This window comes from Pseudomonas sp. LBUM1645 (genome assembly GCF_059716185.1).
In genome coordinates, this window is record NZ_CP166811.1 from 1,008,800 (window position 1) to 1,026,613 (window position 17,814).

Below are 17,814 nucleotides of genomic sequence, written 5' to 3' on the forward strand. Positions count from 1 at the left end.
TCGAGTCTAACAATTCGCTTCGGGTATAGCAGCCCGCTCCGTAAAATGAGCACCTGTGAGGACCGAAGACATGAACGCATCAACCTTAAAAAGCTTGGCTCGACTGGCGACCGAATTAGCCGTGCTGCTGGCCATCTATCTGCTCGGCTGCCAGATGGCCGTGTGGTTTTCCTGGCCGATTCCCGGTGGTGTCATCGGCATGGTGCTGTTGCTGCTGGCGTTCGCTTTGGGTGTGGTCAAACCGGCAGCGCTGCAAATGGGCGCGGGCCTGTTGATGGCCGAAATGCTGTTGTTCTTCATTCCGGCGCTGATGAGCCTGCTCGACTACGGCGGTCTGCTGCGTAGCGACGGTTGGCGAATTTTGCTGGTGATCGGCGTCAGCACGCTGATGGTGATGCTGGTAACCGCATTTACCGTGGAACTGGTGGTGCGGTTGAGGAGGCCTCGTGAAGCTTGAGCTGATACCGATGTTCTGGCTGGCCTTCACGCTGCTGGCTTATTTATTCAGCCGCTGGATCTATCGGCGCACCGGGCGCTATGTGTTGTCGCCACTGATTCTGGTTCCAGCCTTGCTGTTGGCGCTCGCTGTGCCGCTGCACACCGCGTATGCCGAATATTCGAGCAACACCCATTGGCTGATGCTGGTGCTGGGGCCGGTTACCGTCGCTTTTGCAGTGCCGATCTGGCAGCAGCGGCAGATGCTGATGCGGCATTGGTCGGCGTTGTTGCTTGGGATGCTGGCGGGCAGCGCGGCGTCTATCGGCAGTTCGTTCTGGTTGGCCAAGGCGCTGGCGCTGGACAGTTCGGTGACGATGTCACTGGTGCCGCGCTCAATCACCACGCCTTTTGCCATGCCGCTGGCCCAGGACCTGGGCGGCGTACCGGAACTGACGGCGGTATTTGTGATGTTCACCGGGGTGTTCGGGGCGATGCTCGGCGGCATTCTGCTCAAGTGGTTACCCCTGCGCAGTGCCTTGGCGCGAGGGGCATTGTTTGGCGTCGGCGCGCACGGTGCCGGGGTCAGTCGAGCACATGAAGTGGGGGGTGAAGAGGGCTCGGTGGCGGGGTTAGTCATGGTTCTGACGGGGCTGCTGAATCTGTTCGCCGCACCCTTGTTGGCGGCAGTACTTTGACATGGATCCACGTTCATTGGCGTACTGACTCGCTAGGCCATCAAGCTGGCTGCCAATGCAACTACACGAAGCTCGGGGGCTGGCTAGACTGGTTCACGTGAGCAAAATAATAAGAACAGGAGTTCCTTGTCGTGAGCGTAACCCCCGTCCAATCGCCACACAGTGTCAAAGACCAAGTCAGTGCCGCCGAGTGGCAGACCCGCGTCGATCTGGCCGCCTGCTATCGTCTGGTTGCCTTGCATGGCTGGGATGACCTGATTTTTACCCACATCTCGGCCAAGGTCCCCGGTACCGAAGACTTTCTGATCAACCCGTTCGGGCTGATGTTCCACGAGATAACCGCGTCCAGCCTGGTCAAGGTCGATCAGGCCGGCAACAAGCTGATGGACAGCCCTTACGAGATCAACCCCGCCGGTTACACCATCCATAGCGCGGTGCACGAGGTTCGTCACGATGTCGTCTGCGTGCTGCACACTCATACGGCGGCGGGTGTCGCGGTGTCGGCGCAGAAACAAGGCATTTTGCCGATCAGCCAACAATCATTGTTTGTCCTGTCCAGCCTGGCTTATCACGCCTACGAAGGTGTTGCGCTTAACCATGAAGAGAAGGCACGACTGCAAGCCGACCTCGGGGAAAACAATTTCCTGATGCTGCACAACCACGGTCTGCTGACCTGCGGCGCTACCATCGCCGACACGTTCCTGATGATGTTTACCTTCCAGCGCGCCTGCGATATCCAGGTGCTGGCGCAGAACGGTGGCGCCGAGTTGATCGCCATCGAACCGCAGATTCTGGCGGGCGCGAAGGCGATGATCGCCGGCGTTACCAAAAGTGCTCAAGGGATGGGTGGCGCACTGGCCTGGCCAGCGCTGCTGCGCAAACTCGATAAACAAGACGCGGGTTATAAACTCTAATGGCACTCGCCGAGATCCCCCTGTGTGTCTGGCGCAAACGCGGCCAGACGTTCGTATTCCGTGGCCAGACCATCCGTTACTGGACGGCCGGGCAGGGTGAGCCACTGTTGCTCATTCATGGGTTCCCGACCGCCAGTTGGGACTGGCATTTCCTCTGGCAGCCGCTGACCCAGCGCTATCGGGTGATTGCCTGCGACATGCTCGGCTTTGGCGACTCAGCCAAACCGGTGGACCACGAATACAGCCTGCTGGAGCAGGCCGATCTGCAACAGGCCTTGCTGGAACATGTGAAGGTCGAGCAGCCGGTGCACCTGTTGGCCCACGATTATGGCGACAGCGTGGCTCAGGAACTGTTGGCCCGGCATTACGAAGCGCGCATCCATATCGCCAGCTGTGTGTTCCTTAATGGCGGCCTCTTTCCTGAAACCCATCGTCCGGTACTGATGCAAAAACTCCTGCTCAGCCCCTTGGGCTGGATGATCGGGCGAGCCTTTTCCCGTGACGGCCTGGTGAAGAGTTTCCGGCAGGTCTTCGGTCCGCAAAGTCGCCCCTCCGAGAGCGAGATGGATGATTTCTGGAGCTTGGTCGAGAGCAATCAAGGGCCACGGATCATGCACAAATTGATCGCCTACATCCCTGAGCGGCGTGCTCAGCGCGAGCGTTGGGTCGCGGCGATGCAGCGTGGTGAAGTGCAGTTGCGGGTGATCGATGGGGAGGTCGATCCGATCTCGGGCGCGCACATGGTCAAGCGTTATCGGGAACTGATCCCCAACCCAGACACGGTCTTGTTGCCTGGCATCGGCCACTACCCGCAAACCGAGGCGCCAGGGCAGGTGCTCAAGCACTATCTGGAGTTTCGCGATCAGCTGGTTTCGCCGCCGCGCAAGGCCGCCTGCTCCTGATTATCCCTCTGCCTTATTGCGCACCATTCAGCCTCACCCCAGTTCATTGTGACTCGCATTGCCGTGCCTGACACTCGAACTTATTGTCCCCTGGCCTGCTGGAGTCCCCCTAATGAATGAGTCTGTGCGCTTCGAAGATAAAGTCGTGATTATCACGGGTGCAGGCGGCGGCCTGGGCCGGGCCCACGCGCTGCTGTTCGCCAAACAGGGCGCCAAAGTGCTGGTCAACGATCTCGGCGGCTCGGCTCAGGGCGAAGGCGCAAACGCTTCGGCGGCTGACCGGGTGGTGGCCGAAATTCGCGAGGCCGGTGGCATCGCCGAGGCCAACCATGACTCCGTCACCGACGGCGACAAAATCGTTCAGAACGCCTTGGACACCTTCGGTCGTGTCGATGTAGTGGTCAACAACGCCGGGATCCTGCGGGACAAAACCTTCCACAAAATGGAAGACGGCGATTGGGATCTGGTTTACCGCGTCCACGTCGAAGGCGCCTACAAAGTTACCCGTGCCGCCTGGCCGCACCTGCGCGAGCAAAACTACGGCCGCGTCATCTTCACCGCTTCGACCTCGGGCATTTACGGCAACTTCGGCCAGTCCAACTACGGCATGGCCAAACTCGGCCTCTACGGCCTGACCCGCACACTGGCCATCGAAGGCCGCAAGAACAACATCCTGGTCAACGCCATCGCCCCCACCGGCGGCACCCGCATGACCGAAGGCCTGATCCCGCCGCAAGTTTTTGAACAACTCAAACCGGAGCTGGTCAGCCCGCTGGTGGTGTACCTCGCCAGCGAGAACTGCCAGGAAACCTCCGGGCTGTTTGAAGTCGGTGGCGGCTGGATGGGCAAGGTGCGCTGGGAACGAAGCCTCGGCGCGGGGTTTGATCCTCGGGTTGGTTTCTCCCCCGAAGATGTGGCGGCGCATTGGCAGCAGATCTGCGACTTCGAAGGCGCGGCGCATCCGCAGGACAACCTTGAAGCGCTGAAGGAAATGATGGCGAATTTGCAGAAGTATTCGATTTAATGGAAACCAGCAAGGTCACCGTTCTTGACCTTGCTGGTTCTTAATATTCGGCCCCGACATCTGGTTTGCAGCGGTGATCAAGAAAAATACTTGTGAACCAATGCCGCCAGATTCGCGGCCGTTTGCGCATCCATGATCCCGTCGTAAGTTTCCGGGCGAAAGTGCAGCTGAAAAGCCCGAACCAGGTGTGTGAAGCCTTGTTCGGTTGACGCACCGGAAACGTCGTACCCGTAAGTCTTGAACAGTTTGAGCAATTCGGTTCGGGCTGGAATGCCGGTCTTGTTGTATTGCTGCAGATAGGTGTCTCGGGTGGCATCGTCGAACCAGGCACCCACGCCTTTCAAATAAAGGGCATGCCAGGGAAATTTCGGTCCTGGGTCACTCTTGCGGCCGACCGCAATATCCGAGTGCCCCAGAACAAGGGTCGGGCTGATATCCGGATAGCGTTCAAGGATGTTCAGCGCCAGCTCTTCAATGGCGGCAATTTGGTCTGGCTGATACGGCGGAAAGTTGAAAACCCCTTGGCTAAACGTTGCAAGGTTGACGATTTCAACGCCGATAGACGTGTCGTTCAGATTGCTTCGATTGCCCCAGGTACTGACTCCCGCATGCCACGCACGCTTGGTTTCGTCGACGAGATTGAAAACTTCCTGCCCGGTATAACCTGCTTTCAAGTAGCTCGGATCGGTGATGTCGGGAACCAGATAGTGGGCGCTGACATTTGGGCCGGTGAGTGCATTGACCGAACTGGAGAAGTTGCCGGCTGTGTAGTGAAAGATCAGAAAGCGTACGCGGGTGTTGAAACTTTTGGTGGCGCGGTACTTGTTGTAGTCAATGGGTTTCATGAAGAGAGTGCTCGCAGTGAATTAGGTTGAAGTCAGTAGGGTTCTAAATGTGTGGCTGACTTGTTATTAACCTTAATCGTTGGGGCACTTCGCGTGATTACAGAACTATGTAGTCGTTTTCCGAGAGGTGTGTAGGTGTAGGCAGTCTCTCACGAGTTTTCATAAATGCTGGCTGTGAATGGCTAGTATAAGAAGCAAGCACGAATGCTTGCTTTTTTTGATTTGATTACTGAGCTTCAGGTTTGAAGCCAGGTTTTCCGTTGGCTGCTCGCCATTGTTTGATGGCCTTTAGTACACCGGCAGGACCGTCTTTAACACCCTTCTCTGGATAATATAAGATGTCGGTGCCGTTTGGATGTTCTGAAGTGCTTACAATGTTATCCACAAAAGCATCGTGCTCTTTCTCTGATGAGAACCTCCCCTGGAACAAACGTTTTATAATATTCAGGTATTCGGACTCTGTGTAATCTTCATATCTATCTTTAAGTGTCATTTTTAAATTTCTCCTTTTTTGGAGTGGGCTTCAATGTGCTGCTTTGGTGTCAGTATACGAAGATTGTCTATATCGTAGACTGCGCCACCTTCGCTGATAGGTTTAACGTGGTGTATTTCAAACTTTTTCCGTCTGCCCACTTGTTCCGAAGACTTGGCACTTGGTGATAAGCCATCTCTCACATCAATTTTATTGAGTGGAGTGAACTGTCGATTCAAAATTCTCTCACTTGCTACTGTCTTCCAAAAGACTCTGCGAAACGCTTTGAAGCTCGAAAACTCCCGCCCCCGAAGTTTATCCGCAATCTGCTTGGGAATCGGTGCACCTCCCAGCGTCGAGGCAGCACCCAACCAGTTGCCTGAAACCGACTGTCCGCTACCGCTGGCAATACCAGGATCCTGCCGCCGATCCCTGAACATCGTGAACGTCGGAGGGATGCCGGACTCGATCGGGAAGACGGTGATGAATCCACCAAATCCGTAACGATCCAGCTCTGGAAACGGATCGATTCGTCCCGCGTCGGGGGTGACGGTAGCGCCTTCATAGATCGGCAGGTCAGTGTCGATCAGCGGAAATTTCGTTGAAGGATTCTGCGGTTCTATCAACGGCGTCCAAGTGATGACGGGACCGTTGGAGACGGTGCTGCTGGAAACGTAGACATTCTTGCGCGCGTCAAAGTGAGCAAGCCTTACCGGCACACTGGCGGGGACGGTCACTCCGTCAGCGGTAACAACAACGATCTCTACCCTGTTGCCTATCGTCCTCGAGCCGAGTCTCACTGGCAGGTCGATTTCCCCTCCGACGGCTGCCAGTTCATACAGGTCGGCAGTTGAATCAGGAGCGAGTTCTGACAGCGGAACACTTACCGAGAAAAGATCACCGTTGCCCAGCCTGGAGGGAGCCAATAGAGCGGCGAACCCGACCAGTACCGGCGCGGCTACTGACGCGAGTGCTGCGATAGCCGCGGATACCGCTGCACGTAACGCGGTCCTTAGCGCCAAGGAGGTCGCTGGACTAACGACGACAGTTCCGAGTGTGCCGGTAAATGTTGGGCCGAATGCCGCCATCGAACCGTAGTGGGCGAATTCGGGATTTTCCCAGCGTGCCTCAGTCTGTGCTTGCCACCGGGCTTTCAGTCGCGCTTGTTCTGCAAGTCGTTCCGGTTCGGCCTGAGCATCCAGCAATGCCTGCTGTCGCCTTTTTTCCTGAGCTTCCAGCACTGCCTGGAATAGCCTTTCTAGGCGGTTTTTCTCAGCTTGTTGGCGAAATACGTCCTGCTCGGTACGTAGTGCGTTTTTACGCTGACGTTCTCGCTGCTCTTTTTGAGTTCGGTGCGCTCGTTCTATGCGTAATTTCTCAGCCTCAGCCTCAGCTGCCCGGCGCAAGGGTTCTGCTTGCGCTTCCAGGCGTGCCTTTTCTGCAGCCACTTGGCGCGCTGCTGCTTCAGCGGCAGTTTGTGCTTGTTCCTTGGCAAGACGCTTAGCCTCACTTAGGGTTGCAAGCCGTGCCCGCTCACGAGCAATAAAAGCATCCCGCTCTCGGCGTGCCACATCGGCAATGTCCCTCTGCCGTTGCTGTTCAGCTTCGATCCGGGCGCGCTCGGCAGCTACTCGGTGGGCTTCTTGTTCCGCCGCCAATCGCACCCGTTCGGCTGCTGCACGCTGTGCGTGCTGCTCAGCAGCGATTCGCTCCCGGTCGGTGGCCTGCACGGCGGCCAGCCACTTGTGAACTTCGACTTGTTGCTGGTTGAGCATTTGAATTGATTGCGCCAGCAGCCTTGCTTCGTGAGCAGCACGGTATGAGGCTGTCCATGCTTGCATCGCAATACCACCAGGCATGACCCTTTGTCCCATGGCCGATGCTGTTTGATAGAACTCAATCAAGCTTCGGTTCAGCGGGTCGCCGCCATAAAACTGATTGGCGAGAGCCGTTTTCTGATGGAAGTCAGCGGTCTTTCGGCTCAAAAGAATGTTACGAACGCCTAGTTCACGAATGATCGAGTCTGCCGGAGGGAGCGGATGAGTCGGACCTTCCAGTCTTGTGGCTGCCAGTTCTTGTTCGATGGTTTGTGGTAGTTGGCTGATGCGGGTTTGATATTCCTGCTCAAGTGACTTTTTGGTGGCGTCTATCGTATGTGAGTTGGCAATAACAATATGGTGGGGGCCAAAGTTGTGGGGGCCAAACATGCCACTATGGGGAAGGGTCGATGAAGTTCCAGATGCGACCGGAATGTGTAATGGTGCAATTGCAGTTGTGTGAACAGCTTCGGTCAACTCCCATGTTGGAGGCTTTTGCATATTCATATCCTTTTGAATGTGCTTGATGTTTTAAAAAACAAATTATTGGTCAGCCATTGCGAGAGGGGATGCCAACAATTGCTTCGTGCCATTTGAAGTTACAGCAGAAGTGAAAGTCATGGGGCTGAGAGGTGTGTGGGGCGTTACATAAAATATTGAGGGGCGTTTCTATTGGGCAGGAATAACGGCAGAATTATCTTTTGCGTAAAAGGATGTTTCTTATGCAGTTATCGGAAACATCTTGTAGGACTGTCTTGCCACCGCCCATAAAAAAGGCCGCTGCAAACGCAGCGGCCAAAGTAAGACGATTGATCAAGGAGCAATAAATCAACGTCAGTGAACACAGGGCGATAAATCGAAAATCTTCAATTCATCTGAAATCTGTCACCAATGGCGTGGACTAGCCCCCGCCATTGCTTCGTGCTTTCCGGCCGTTTGCCGTGAAAGCCCGGCAAGAATAAGGCCTTGAGCCAAAAGGAAAAATAGCAATTCACGACATGAACTGTTGCAGCATGAGTAACAGTCGCCCCAAGCCCCGCCCACACGCCATGCGCTGCGTTGATAACCCCCCATCCAGCCCATCCATAACCCGCGCAGATCCCCGTCCCATGCGGGCATTCATCCTTTGGAGGTACATCGCGAATACCTCCTTGGTGCGCTTATCGCTCCCAACGTGCGGCAGTAGGGTGTGGCCTTCTGTCACTCACCGGGGAAGACGCATGACAAAAACAACAATGCGCGCCATCTTCACGCCGCAAGCGCTCGCCGCTGCGGTTGCCTTGGGTTGCTGCGCCCAGGCGCAGGCTGTTTCATTCAACATCGGGGAAATCGAGGGGACATTTGACTCTTCGCTGTCCGTCGGCGCGAGCTGGGGCATGCGCGATGCCGACAAATCCTTGGTGGGCATCGTCAATGGCGGGACCGGCCAGTCTTCGACGGGGGATGACGGGCGTCTGAACTTCAAGAAGGGCGAAACCTTCTCCAAGATCTTCAAAGGTATTCATGACCTTGAATTGAAGTACGGCGACACCGGGGTGTTCGTGCGTGGCAAGTACTGGTACGACTTCGAGCTCAAGGACGAAGATCGCGAATTCAAGCAGATCAGTGACAGTAATCGCAAGGAAGGCGCCAAGTCCTCCGGGGCGCAGCTGCTCGACGCCTTCGTCTATCACAACTATTCCATCGCCGATCTGCCGGGCTCTGTGCGCGCCGGCAAACAAGTGGTCAGCTGGGGTGAAAGTACCTTCATCGGCAACTCGATCAACAGCATCAACCCGATCGACGTTTCAGCGTTCCGTCGTCCTGGCGCCGAAATCAAGGAAGGCCTGATTCCGGTGAACATGCTGTTCGCCTCCCAAGGTCTGACCGATCAGCTCTCGGTGGAAGGTTTCTATCAACTGGAGTGGGACCAGACTGTCGTCGACAACTGCGGCACCTTCTTTGGCAACGACGTGGTGGCGGATGGTTGCAACAAGAACTACACCGTTGCCAGCCCGGCGATCGCACCGTTGCAACCGATCGCTGCAGCGTTTGGCCAAGGCTTCGAGGTCAGCAGGGAAGGTGTGATCGTCCCACGTGGCGGTGACCGCGATGCCCGCGACTCCGGGCAGTGGGGCACGGCGCTGCGCTGGCTCGGCGACGACACCGAGTACGGTCTGTACTTCATGAACTATCACAGCCGTACCCCGACGGTCGGCACCACCACGGCCGGCCTGACAACGCTGGCACGGATCCCGGCCATCGTCGGTGCCGCCAACAGAATCGCGCCCGGTACCGGGTCGGCACTGGCTCAGAGTGTGATGCTCGGTCGCGGCCAGTATTACCTTGAGTACCCGGAAGACATTCGTCTGTATGGCGCGAGCTTCTCCACCACCCTGCCTACCGGCACGGCGTGGACCGGCGAGATCAGCTATCGCCCTAACGCTCCGGTGCAAGTCAACACCAACGACCTGACCCTGGCCTTGCTCAACCCGATCGCAGGCGGCGCGGCATCGCCTATCGCGACCACGCCAGGTGCCGACAACAAAGGCTACCGCCGCAAGGAAGTGACGCAGGTCCAGAGCACCCTGACGCACTTCTTCGACCAAGTGTTGGGTGCCCAACGGCTAACCCTGGTCGGCGAAGCTGCGGTAGTACACGTCGGTGGCCTGGAGTCGCGATCCGAATTGCGTTACGGCCGTGACTCGGTCTATGGCCAATACGGTTTTCACGGCGATACCGATGGCTTCGTCACCTCAACCTCCTGGGGCTACCGCGCCCGGGCGATCCTCGATTACGCCAACGTGATTGGCGGGATCAACCTCAAGCCCAACCTGTCCTGGTCCCATGACGTCGCCGGCTACGGCCCCAACGGTCTGTTCAACGAAGGCGCCAAGGCGGTCAGCGTCGGCGTCGATGCCGACTACCGCAACACCTATACCGCGAGCCTCAGTTACACCGATTTCTTCGGCGGTGACTACAACACCCTGGAAGACCGCGACTTCCTGGCGCTGAGCTTCGGCGTGAACTTCTGATCTGGCTGAGAAGGATGATTTTAATGCGCAAGATGATTCTGCAATGCGGCGCCCTGGCCTTGAGTCTGTTGGCTGCCAACGTGATGGCGGCGGTCTCGCCTGAAGAAGCCAACAAGCTTGGCACCAGCCTCACGCCGCTGGGTGCCGAGAAGGCCGGCAACGCTGATGGCTCGATCCCGGCCTGGACCGGCGGCATCCCGAAAAACGCCGGCGCGGTGGACAGCAAGGGTTTCCTGGCTGACCCGTTCGCCAGCGAAAAGCCGCTGTTCGTCATCACGCCTGCCAACGTCGACAAGTACAAAGACAAGTTGTCAGAAGGCCAAGTGGCGATGTTCAAGCGCTACCCGGAAACCTACAAGATCCCGGTCTACCCGACCCACCGCACCGTGGCCCTACCCCCGGAGATTTACGAGTCGGCCAAACGCAGCGCACTGAACGTGAACAGCATCAACGACGGTAACGGCCTGGCCAACTTCACCGGCAACCGCTACTACGCCTTCCCGATCCCGAAGGCCGGCGTCGAGGTTCTCTGGAACCACATCACCCGCTATCACGGCGGCAACCTGCGACGCATCATCACTCAGGTGACCCCGCAAACGAACGGCAGCTACACGCCGATCCGCTTCGAGGAAGAGATCGCCGTACCGCAACTGATGAAGGACCTGGACCCGGAAAAAGCCGCCAACGTGCTGACCTTCTTCAAGCAATCGGTGACGGCACCTGCGCGTCTGGCGGGTAACGTACTGCTGGTACACGAAACCCTCGATCAGGTGAAAGAGCCGCGTCTGGCGTGGATCTACAACGCCGGCCAACGCCGTGTGCGTCGCGCACCACAAGTGGCTTATGACGGGCCGGGTACTGCCGCTGACGGCCTGCGCACGTCCGACAACTTCGACATGTTCTCCGGTGCACCGGATCGCTACGACTGGAAACTGGTCGGCAAGAAGGAAATGTACATCCCTTACAACAGCTACAAACTCGACTCGCCGAGCCTCAAGTACGATGACATTGTGAAAGCCGGGCACATCAATCAGGACCTGACCCGTTATGAGTTGCACCGGGTCTGGGAAGTGATCGGTACGGTCAAACCGAGCGAGCGGCACATCTACGCCAAACGCCACATGTACCTCGACGAAGACAGTTGGCAAGTGGCGCTGGCGGATCACTACGACGGTCGCGGTCAGCTGTGGCGGGTGGCCGAGGGGCACGCTCAGTACTACTACGATCACCAGACCCCGGCCTACACCCTCGAAGCGCTCTACGACATCATTGCCGGCCGATACATTGCCCTGGGAATGAAGAACGAAGAGAAGCACAGTTTCGAATTCGGCTTCGAAGCCAAGGCTGCCGACTACACGCCATCGGCCTTGCGCGCCGAGGGCGTTCGGTAAGGGTTTTGATACATCGACAGTACAAAAGGCGACCGGGTGGTCGCCTTTTTTATGGCTGCCAATCAGCGTGCTGAATACTTCTCAACAAGCGGGTTAGAGAGGGCTAGGGTTGCCGGACAATTATAAAAAGGCACGCCGCAATGACCGCCATGATCCCGTGTCTGGACCGTTCAGGATTCCTGCCCCGTCTGTCCACTCATCACCAGTTACGGGCCCGCTTGACCGAGCCGTTACTGGCCTCCACGGCCCGGGTGAAATTACTGTGCGCGCCGGCCGGCAGTGGCAAGACAGCGCTGCTCGCCGAATGCCTGTTGCAGGCACCGCCGCAGTGCCGCGTGTTCTGGTTGCCATTGTCTGGCACGGTGTTGAGCGCGGTAGATTTTCGTCATCGTCTGACAGAAGCGCTGGGGCTGGCTTCGTCGGGCGAATCCGAGTTGCTGGGGTATCTGTCGCGATTGCAGACGCCAACCTGGCTGTTTCTCGATGACTATTGCCGCGTCCCGAACCCCGAGTTGGACTTGCTGCTGGATCGCATGCTGGCGGTCAGCAGCCCGATGTTGACCTGGTGGCTGGGTGCTCGCCGCCGGCCGCCCTGCAACTGGCCAAGGTTGCTGCTCGACGATGAGTTGTACGAGTGCGAAAGCACTTCGCTGGCTTTCACGCCAGGTGAAGTCGAGCAAATACTGCAGCCCTGGGTACCGGAGCAGACCAGCAAGGTGGCCAGTCGGATCATCCAGCGCACCGGCGGCTGGTGTGCCGGTGTGCGGATTGCATTGCTGCAGAAGTGCGACTGGTCGCGTCAGGACAAACCCCTGGGACGGGCGGACACCTTGCTCGATTACCTGGAGCATGAGTTGTTCAGCTCGCTGACGCCTGAGTTGAGCGAGGCCTGGCGCGTGCTGGCCCACTTGCCCCGCTTCAATGCCCGGCTGTGCGATCACCTGTTCGGGGCCGGAGAGGGCGCTCAGTACTTGCGGACCTTGCAAGCGCTGGGCTGTTTTATCGAACCTTGGGGGGACTCCACCGATTGGCTGCAGATATTCACCCCGTTCACGCAGTTGTTGCGCGATGAGCAATGGCCGGCGGGACGCTCCTGGCATCGGCGTGCCTGCCAATGGTTCTGTACCGAACAGGACTGGAAATCGGCCTTCGAACAGGCATTACTCGCCGAGGAATACGAAGTGGCGGTCAGCCTGTTGCAGCACTTCAGTTTCGAGCATTTGTTCGAGGAGCAAACGGTGGTGCTGTTGTTGCGCTTGCATGAGCAGCAAGGCGAGGAACTGACGCTGGGCAGCCCGCAATTGGTCGGATTGATTACAGCTGCGCTGTTATTCGCCGGACGTTTCGAACAGGCGACTGCCTGTATCGCTCATTTGGCGCATTTCACGCCTCAACCCTCGGCGGTGCTTCAGCGACAACTGATTGCACGTTGGCAGTCCCTGCAGGGTTGGTTGCTGCATTTACAGGGACGAATGGAGGCTTCGCGCGCGCACTTTCTTGACGCGTTGACTGCGCTCGATCCCGAATGTTGGACGGCGCGCCTGATGTGTTTGTCCGGTTTGACGCAACAGGCATTGCTAAGGGGCGAACTCGACGTGGCGCAAGCCCAAAACCGCGAGGCGCTGTGCCTGGCGCGGGCGCAAGGTTCGCTGGTGTTCGAGGGCCTGATGGAGCTCGATCATGCGCAATGGCTGGAGCAGCGGGGTGCGGTGGTGCGGGCCGAAAGTCTGCTTTGCGACATCGATAAATTGCTCCGCCAGCGTTCGGATCGACCTGCACCTTTGTTGGGGCGAATTGCATTGCGTCGTGGGCGGTTGGCTCTGTGCGTGGGCGCAGACGAACGTGCTGCCGAGTTCTTTCAGGCGGGCCTGGACGATTGTTTACGCAACCACGACAAGCGCGTGTTGTATGGGTTTCTGGGTGAGGCCCAACTGGCTGCTAACAGGGGCGATTACGCCCAGGCATTCGTCCGGTTGCGCGACGCGGAGCGGCTGATGCAACAACGGCAGATTCCAGACACCGTCTACCGCGGCGTTCTGCTGCAAGTCAGCAGCCAGCTCTGGTTGCAACAAGGCCGCCCGGAGCTGGCACACGAGGCCCTGACCCGCGTGTTGCGCCACTATCGCGGGCCGAATGCTCGGCAGGCACCGCCGGCGACCCTGGAGCTTATTGCGCGAATCGAATACTTGCTGATCCTGGCCGATACTCAATTGCACATGGCGATCGAACCGTTGGCGCAGCTTCACGGGGCGCTGGTCGTTGCGCACGAACGCGGCATGTTGAACCTGGAAGCAGAACTGCAACTGATGATCGCTCAAGTGGCCTGGATCACCGGCGATAGTGCGCGGGCGCAAAGTGCTCTGCAGCGGGGCCGTGAGTTGGCGGAGCGCGGTCATTTACAGTTTGCGCTGCGTGAATTGAGTTTGCGCCAGCCCGATTTGTACAGTTGTGCGGGGCTGGTAGATCCCAGGGCAAAGGCTGAGGCAGTGGTTGCGGATGGTCCTCTGAGTCGACGGGAACTTGAAGTGCTCACCTTGATTGCGCAGGGCAATTCCAATCAACAGATTGCCGAGCAACTTTATATTTCCGTTCATACGGTAAAAACCCATGCGCGTCGTATTCATGGGAAGTTAGGTGTTGAGCGTAGAACGCAGGCGGTGGCCAGGGCTAAGTTGTTGAAGTTGTGTTAGGTAGAGTAAGGGGTGTGAGTGTGGTGTTAAATTTATTGAAATAAACATCGTGTGTTCGATTGAGGATTATTCTTTTAGAGTTGGGTTTAAGTTCCAGAGTAAATAAAAATTATTTACCGCTTAGCTCAAAATAAAGGATGAATCAATTGAACAAGATGTTCACGAGTCTGATGCTCGATACCCTGCGCCAACGCGTTGATAGTGCAACTGAATTGAAGAAGGCTAACTTGGCAGGTCAACAACTGTTGGCGGTGCTGAAGGTGATTCCTTCGTTCAAGGACATGGCGCGAAATCGATTGGTTGAAAAACTTCGGGAGTACCATCCGGGTGTTGAACTCGATAAAGTTTTTGTGAACAGAGGCAGCTACGCGGAAAATCTTGAAAGTCGACCGGCAGGTTCGTTGCTGGAGGTCCACTTCGAATGCCTGTCACGTAATCTGTCTCCCAACTACGTGATCGGTTCTGATGGTGTGTATGACCGCCCGAACACGACCGACAGCCAATTCAAAGTTCCTGGGCTGGATATCTATCAGGTTGAGCGCCTTCTCGAGAATGCCCGCCAAAATCTAAGCTGGAAGCATCGCGATAGTCTTGACCAGTATTGGAAGGCTGCAGCCAATGGGCAAATCGATGGGAATCCTTCATCTACCCATAAGGATGTTCTGCAGCAATCGATAGCAAAAACACTGATGGCGGAGCTTTCCTTGAGCGTTATCGGTGGACGGCTGGAACCCCACCAAGGCGAGCGGGTTGCGGATATTCTATTGTCGGGTAATGGTGGGTCGCTGTATCAGGTAGTGATAAATAATGTGGGTCAGTTCTCGGTTCGGCTTCCCTCGGCATTTGTCGTGGACATGGCCGGTTTGGGTGATGCTGCGCTGTTGCTGAACAATGAACATTACACTTGTGTGCTGTATACCCCCGATCTAGGGTTTGAGCTTTTCCTGAGCAGCAATGATGTGCATGCGGCTTTGAGTAGTCGTCTGTCGATACCCGGGAGCAGCATTACTTACCCGGGTTTACAAGAGAGTGTCTTTCAGTATTGCGTCAGTTCGCGGATCAAACACCAGAAAGACGAAGTGTCGAAATTTCTGGGCAATAGCAACTATGACGGTGTTGGCTTTTTTGCCTCTCTAGAACGTAATCAGCAACTGAGCACACTTTCATCCAACTGGTTGTTGAACCTCGAAGCGTTGCAGTCCGCCATTAAACGCACCGAATGGCCCAGCTGGTTGAAACTTGCAAGCGAATCCGTACAGAAGCGCTATTCGGAACTTGAGTACTCGATGGTCAAGTACGAGTCTGACTTTAACGCCATATTCAATGAGTATTTTTCTTTACGGGAGTATGCCCGACGGCAAGTTGCCCATTGGACCCGGAGTGCTCTAGGTATCGAATTGGATTCCGAGAGCATTCGGGTGCGCAGTGTCTATGAGTTCAAGGTCGGTGGACGGACTATCCGTCAAGAGGACAGCTATACCTTGACCGAGTTTGTGACGGTTGGCTTGCATGATTCGGGTCATCGCGCCCGGTTGGTGCTTGAGGGCGGCGAGGCCTTCGGTCTGACCATCGCGAAGCTCGAGAGCTGGTTGCAGACTGTTGATGTGCGAGCGAACTTTGTGAATGCCCAGCCGGCCAACCCGCCTCAGCCTTACCGCGAAGCATTGAACAATAAAATGCTCAGTCAGATGGAGTTTGCCTTATGGGTTGCACACCATTCCGGTCGCTTCAGCAGCGAGGACTTCAATCTCGTCAATCGGGCAATGGCCGGCGACTCGGCGGTATTGATCAATGGTGTGAGTATTGCGGATTCAACTCAACCGTTGAAGGACGTTCTGGTGTTCCATGGAAGTCAGGGGGCGCTGGGGCCGCAGCAGGTTTTTCTGAGAAACCCTCATGGTCACTACGAGTTTCTGCGCTTCGGCAGCTTTTCTGAATTTGCATATGAAATCCAACACTGGATGACCGTTGATCCTGTTTATGTTGCGTCGTTGATTAACCCCAATGACCTGCCAGCCATCGGTAAAAAGTTTGGGCAGGTGAGTGAGCTGCGGTGGGAGTGGAGTAAAATTCGTATCGCTGCGGTGGTACTGAGTCGCAGCCCGAATGAACCGCTGGCTGGCTTGGTGCAGGTGGATTACCGGTGGACGTTCGCAGAAATAAATTTGGTGGCACCCCTGAATTATCGACGTGTCTCGCAATCCCTACGTCAGACGTACGCTCGGCTCAATACAGAACTCAAGGCGCTGTATACGGTCGAGTTCCGTGACACCGGATTCCCATCCTTTGAGCTCTTCGCTCGCAACCTTATTAAACAGCGGGTAGAACAGGTACTTCGAGAACGAGGGAGCGCTGTCGATGTAGATCCGGATCTTGTTTATGTACAGATCAGTCCTCAAGAGGATATGACCCTGTCGCAACTGATTATCAGTCAGCATGGTTTTGATGCCAACAACAGTCCGAAACCGGATCCTCGGGACTATCCGCGATTCCACTGGTCAACGGCTCACCCGTCACTGGAAAAATTGTCGATTCGGGATATTTCCGGTTGGTCGAAAACACTTCGTGCGGGGGAGAAATATATTGAGTTGTTAACGTCTGATTATTTGCCGTCAAGTCATCCGTTGTACACGTTTAAGCGAGAGGTAAACTTCAAGAAATTGCAGGGTGAGATGTACCAGGCGTTACTCTCTCAATATTTTGACGCTGGTTTGAATGTTGAGCAGTTGAATAGCTTGGATCGCATCATTGTTGGATTGAGAACTCCTGAGAACTACCGTCCTTCGGAACTCGTTGTCAATACTGAAAGTGTTTACTACTTTACGTTGAAGAATACCCGTAAAGTTGAGGGTGTTTATATTTTCCGAGCTGTCACAAACAATGGGGTCGAAGACTTTATTTACACTCCGCATGCACCGGATCATGTCGCATTTCGTAGCGTAAATAACTTTGTGGGGTCTATTCGACCTCGCGCGAGTCCGTTCAGGGAGTACTACATCAAGCGGATAAGCTTTCTCAATAAGAAGGTCATTAACGATTATTTCGATGAGCTTCAGGAGAAGCTTGATCAAGTAGCGCCACCGAAGCCTCAGCTCAATACTCGCGTCAGGGATTTGAGAATGTCCTACGGAATTCACGTCAGGCGGGTTATCGAGGACGTGGACGCCCAAACTACCAGTCTTGCCGAAATTATCGGAGGCCTGGTTTACGAAAACTTGAAGTTGGCGGCCACTATTATCAGTATCGTCATTCCTCCCGTTGGCCTCGCGGTAACGGCGATCGAAGTCGCTAAAAACATCTACGACGGCATCAAGGCTCATTACTACGGTGACTACGAGGCCGGGTTTACCCATTTCAAGGATGCCCTGATTGGGCTGGCCGGTCTGGCTCAGGTGGGGCAGGGAATCGAGAGCGTGACCAAGGCGCAGAAGACGCTCATTCAACTGGTGGGTGATGCCAATACCGTGGTGGGGCTGATGTCCACGGCGCTGGATCAGAAACTTGGTCATGAACGTCTGCTTGAGATCATCCATCAAGTGCTCGATGAACCTGACGCCAGCACCAACAAAACGACAGTGATTTGATGGTCGGTTAGCGTTCGGCTGGACACTC

General features: G+C 56.1%; 12 protein-coding genes. 9 read left to right on the forward strand and 3 right to left on the reverse strand.

All coding sequences use genetic code 11. From position 1 onward, the window contains the following. Window positions 1–70 precede the first annotated feature (70 nt). The 5 genes from ACA079_RS04355 (at window position 71) to ACA079_RS04375 (ending at window position 3,973) form a co-directional block, all read left to right on the forward strand. The gene (locus ACA079_RS04355; protein ID WP_497702681.1) at window positions 71–457 is read left to right on the forward strand and encodes a CidA/LrgA family protein; all 387 of its coding nucleotides are present in this window, start codon (window positions 71–73) and stop codon (window positions 455–457) included. After that, the gene (locus ACA079_RS04360) at window positions 447–1,133 is read left to right on the forward strand and encodes an LrgB family protein (RefSeq protein WP_497702682.1); all 687 of its coding nucleotides are present in this window, start codon (window positions 447–449) and stop codon (window positions 1,131–1,133) included. The genes ACA079_RS04355 and ACA079_RS04360 overlap by 11 nt, the downstream gene beginning before the upstream one ends. A gap of 131 nt (window positions 1,134–1,264) precedes the next feature. Beyond that, window positions 1,265–2,047: a class II aldolase/adducin family protein gene (locus ACA079_RS04365; protein ID WP_223429842.1), complete on the forward strand. Its 783-nt coding sequence runs from the start codon at window positions 1,265–1,267 to the stop codon at window positions 2,045–2,047. Continuing rightward, the gene (locus ACA079_RS04370; RefSeq protein WP_497702683.1) at window positions 2,047–2,949 is read left to right on the forward strand and encodes an alpha/beta fold hydrolase; all 903 of its coding nucleotides are present in this window, start codon (window positions 2,047–2,049) and stop codon (window positions 2,947–2,949) included. Before ACA079_RS04365 ends, ACA079_RS04370 begins: the two co-directional genes overlap by 1 nt. A 112-nt stretch (window positions 2,950–3,061) precedes the next feature. After that, window positions 3,062–3,973 (forward strand): SDR family oxidoreductase, encoded by a 912-nt coding sequence (locus ACA079_RS04375; protein WP_046052916.1) that lies wholly within the window; start codon window positions 3,062–3,064, stop codon window positions 3,971–3,973. A 77-nt stretch (window positions 3,974–4,050) separates the two neighbouring features. On the opposite strand, the gene ACA079_RS04380 is transcribed toward ACA079_RS04375, so the two are convergent. The 3 genes from ACA079_RS04380 to ACA079_RS04390 all read right to left on the reverse strand — a co-directional run bounded on the left by ACA079_RS04380 (window position 4,051) and on the right by ACA079_RS04390 (window position 7,608). After that, entirely contained in the window at window positions 4,051–4,818 is a 768-nt protein-coding gene (locus tag ACA079_RS04380; RefSeq protein WP_497702684.1) for an N-acetylmuramoyl-L-alanine amidase, read from the reverse strand. A 226-nt stretch (window positions 4,819–5,044) separates the two neighbouring features. After that, the gene (locus ACA079_RS04385) at window positions 5,045–5,311 is read right to left on the reverse strand and encodes a bacteriocin immunity protein (RefSeq protein ID WP_150658831.1); all 267 of its coding nucleotides are present in this window, start codon (window positions 5,309–5,311) and stop codon (window positions 5,045–5,047) included. Between the two features lie 2 nt (window positions 5,312–5,313). Then, on the reverse strand, window positions 5,314–7,608 hold the full coding sequence (locus ACA079_RS04390; protein ID WP_497702685.1) for a pyocin-S2/colicin E7-DNase domain-containing protein: 2,295 nt from the start codon (window positions 7,606–7,608) through the stop codon (window positions 5,314–5,316). A gap of 719 nt (window positions 7,609–8,327) precedes the next feature. Here ACA079_RS04390 and ACA079_RS04395 point away from each other — a divergent pair. The 4 genes from ACA079_RS04395 (at window position 8,328) to ACA079_RS04410 (ending at window position 17,786) form a co-directional block, all read left to right on the forward strand. Beyond that, entirely contained in the window at window positions 8,328–10,121 is a 1,794-nt protein-coding gene (locus tag ACA079_RS04395; protein ID WP_497702686.1) for a DUF1302 domain-containing protein, read from the forward strand. 23 nt (window positions 10,122–10,144) lie between these two features. Continuing rightward, window positions 10,145–11,512: a DUF1329 domain-containing protein gene (locus ACA079_RS04400; RefSeq protein ID WP_497702687.1), complete on the forward strand. Its 1,368-nt coding sequence runs from the start codon at window positions 10,145–10,147 to the stop codon at window positions 11,510–11,512. Between the two features lie 140 nt (window positions 11,513–11,652). Further along, a complete protein-coding gene (locus ACA079_RS04405; protein ID WP_497702688.1) occupies window positions 11,653–14,202 on the forward strand; it encodes a LuxR C-terminal-related transcriptional regulator in 2,550 nt (849 codons plus the stop codon). A 155-nt stretch (window positions 14,203–14,357) separates the two neighbouring features. Further along, a complete protein-coding gene (locus tag ACA079_RS04410; RefSeq protein ID WP_497704279.1) occupies window positions 14,358–17,786 on the forward strand; it encodes a dermonecrotic toxin domain-containing protein in 3,429 nt (1,142 codons plus the stop codon). Window positions 17,787–17,814 lie beyond the last annotated feature (28 nt).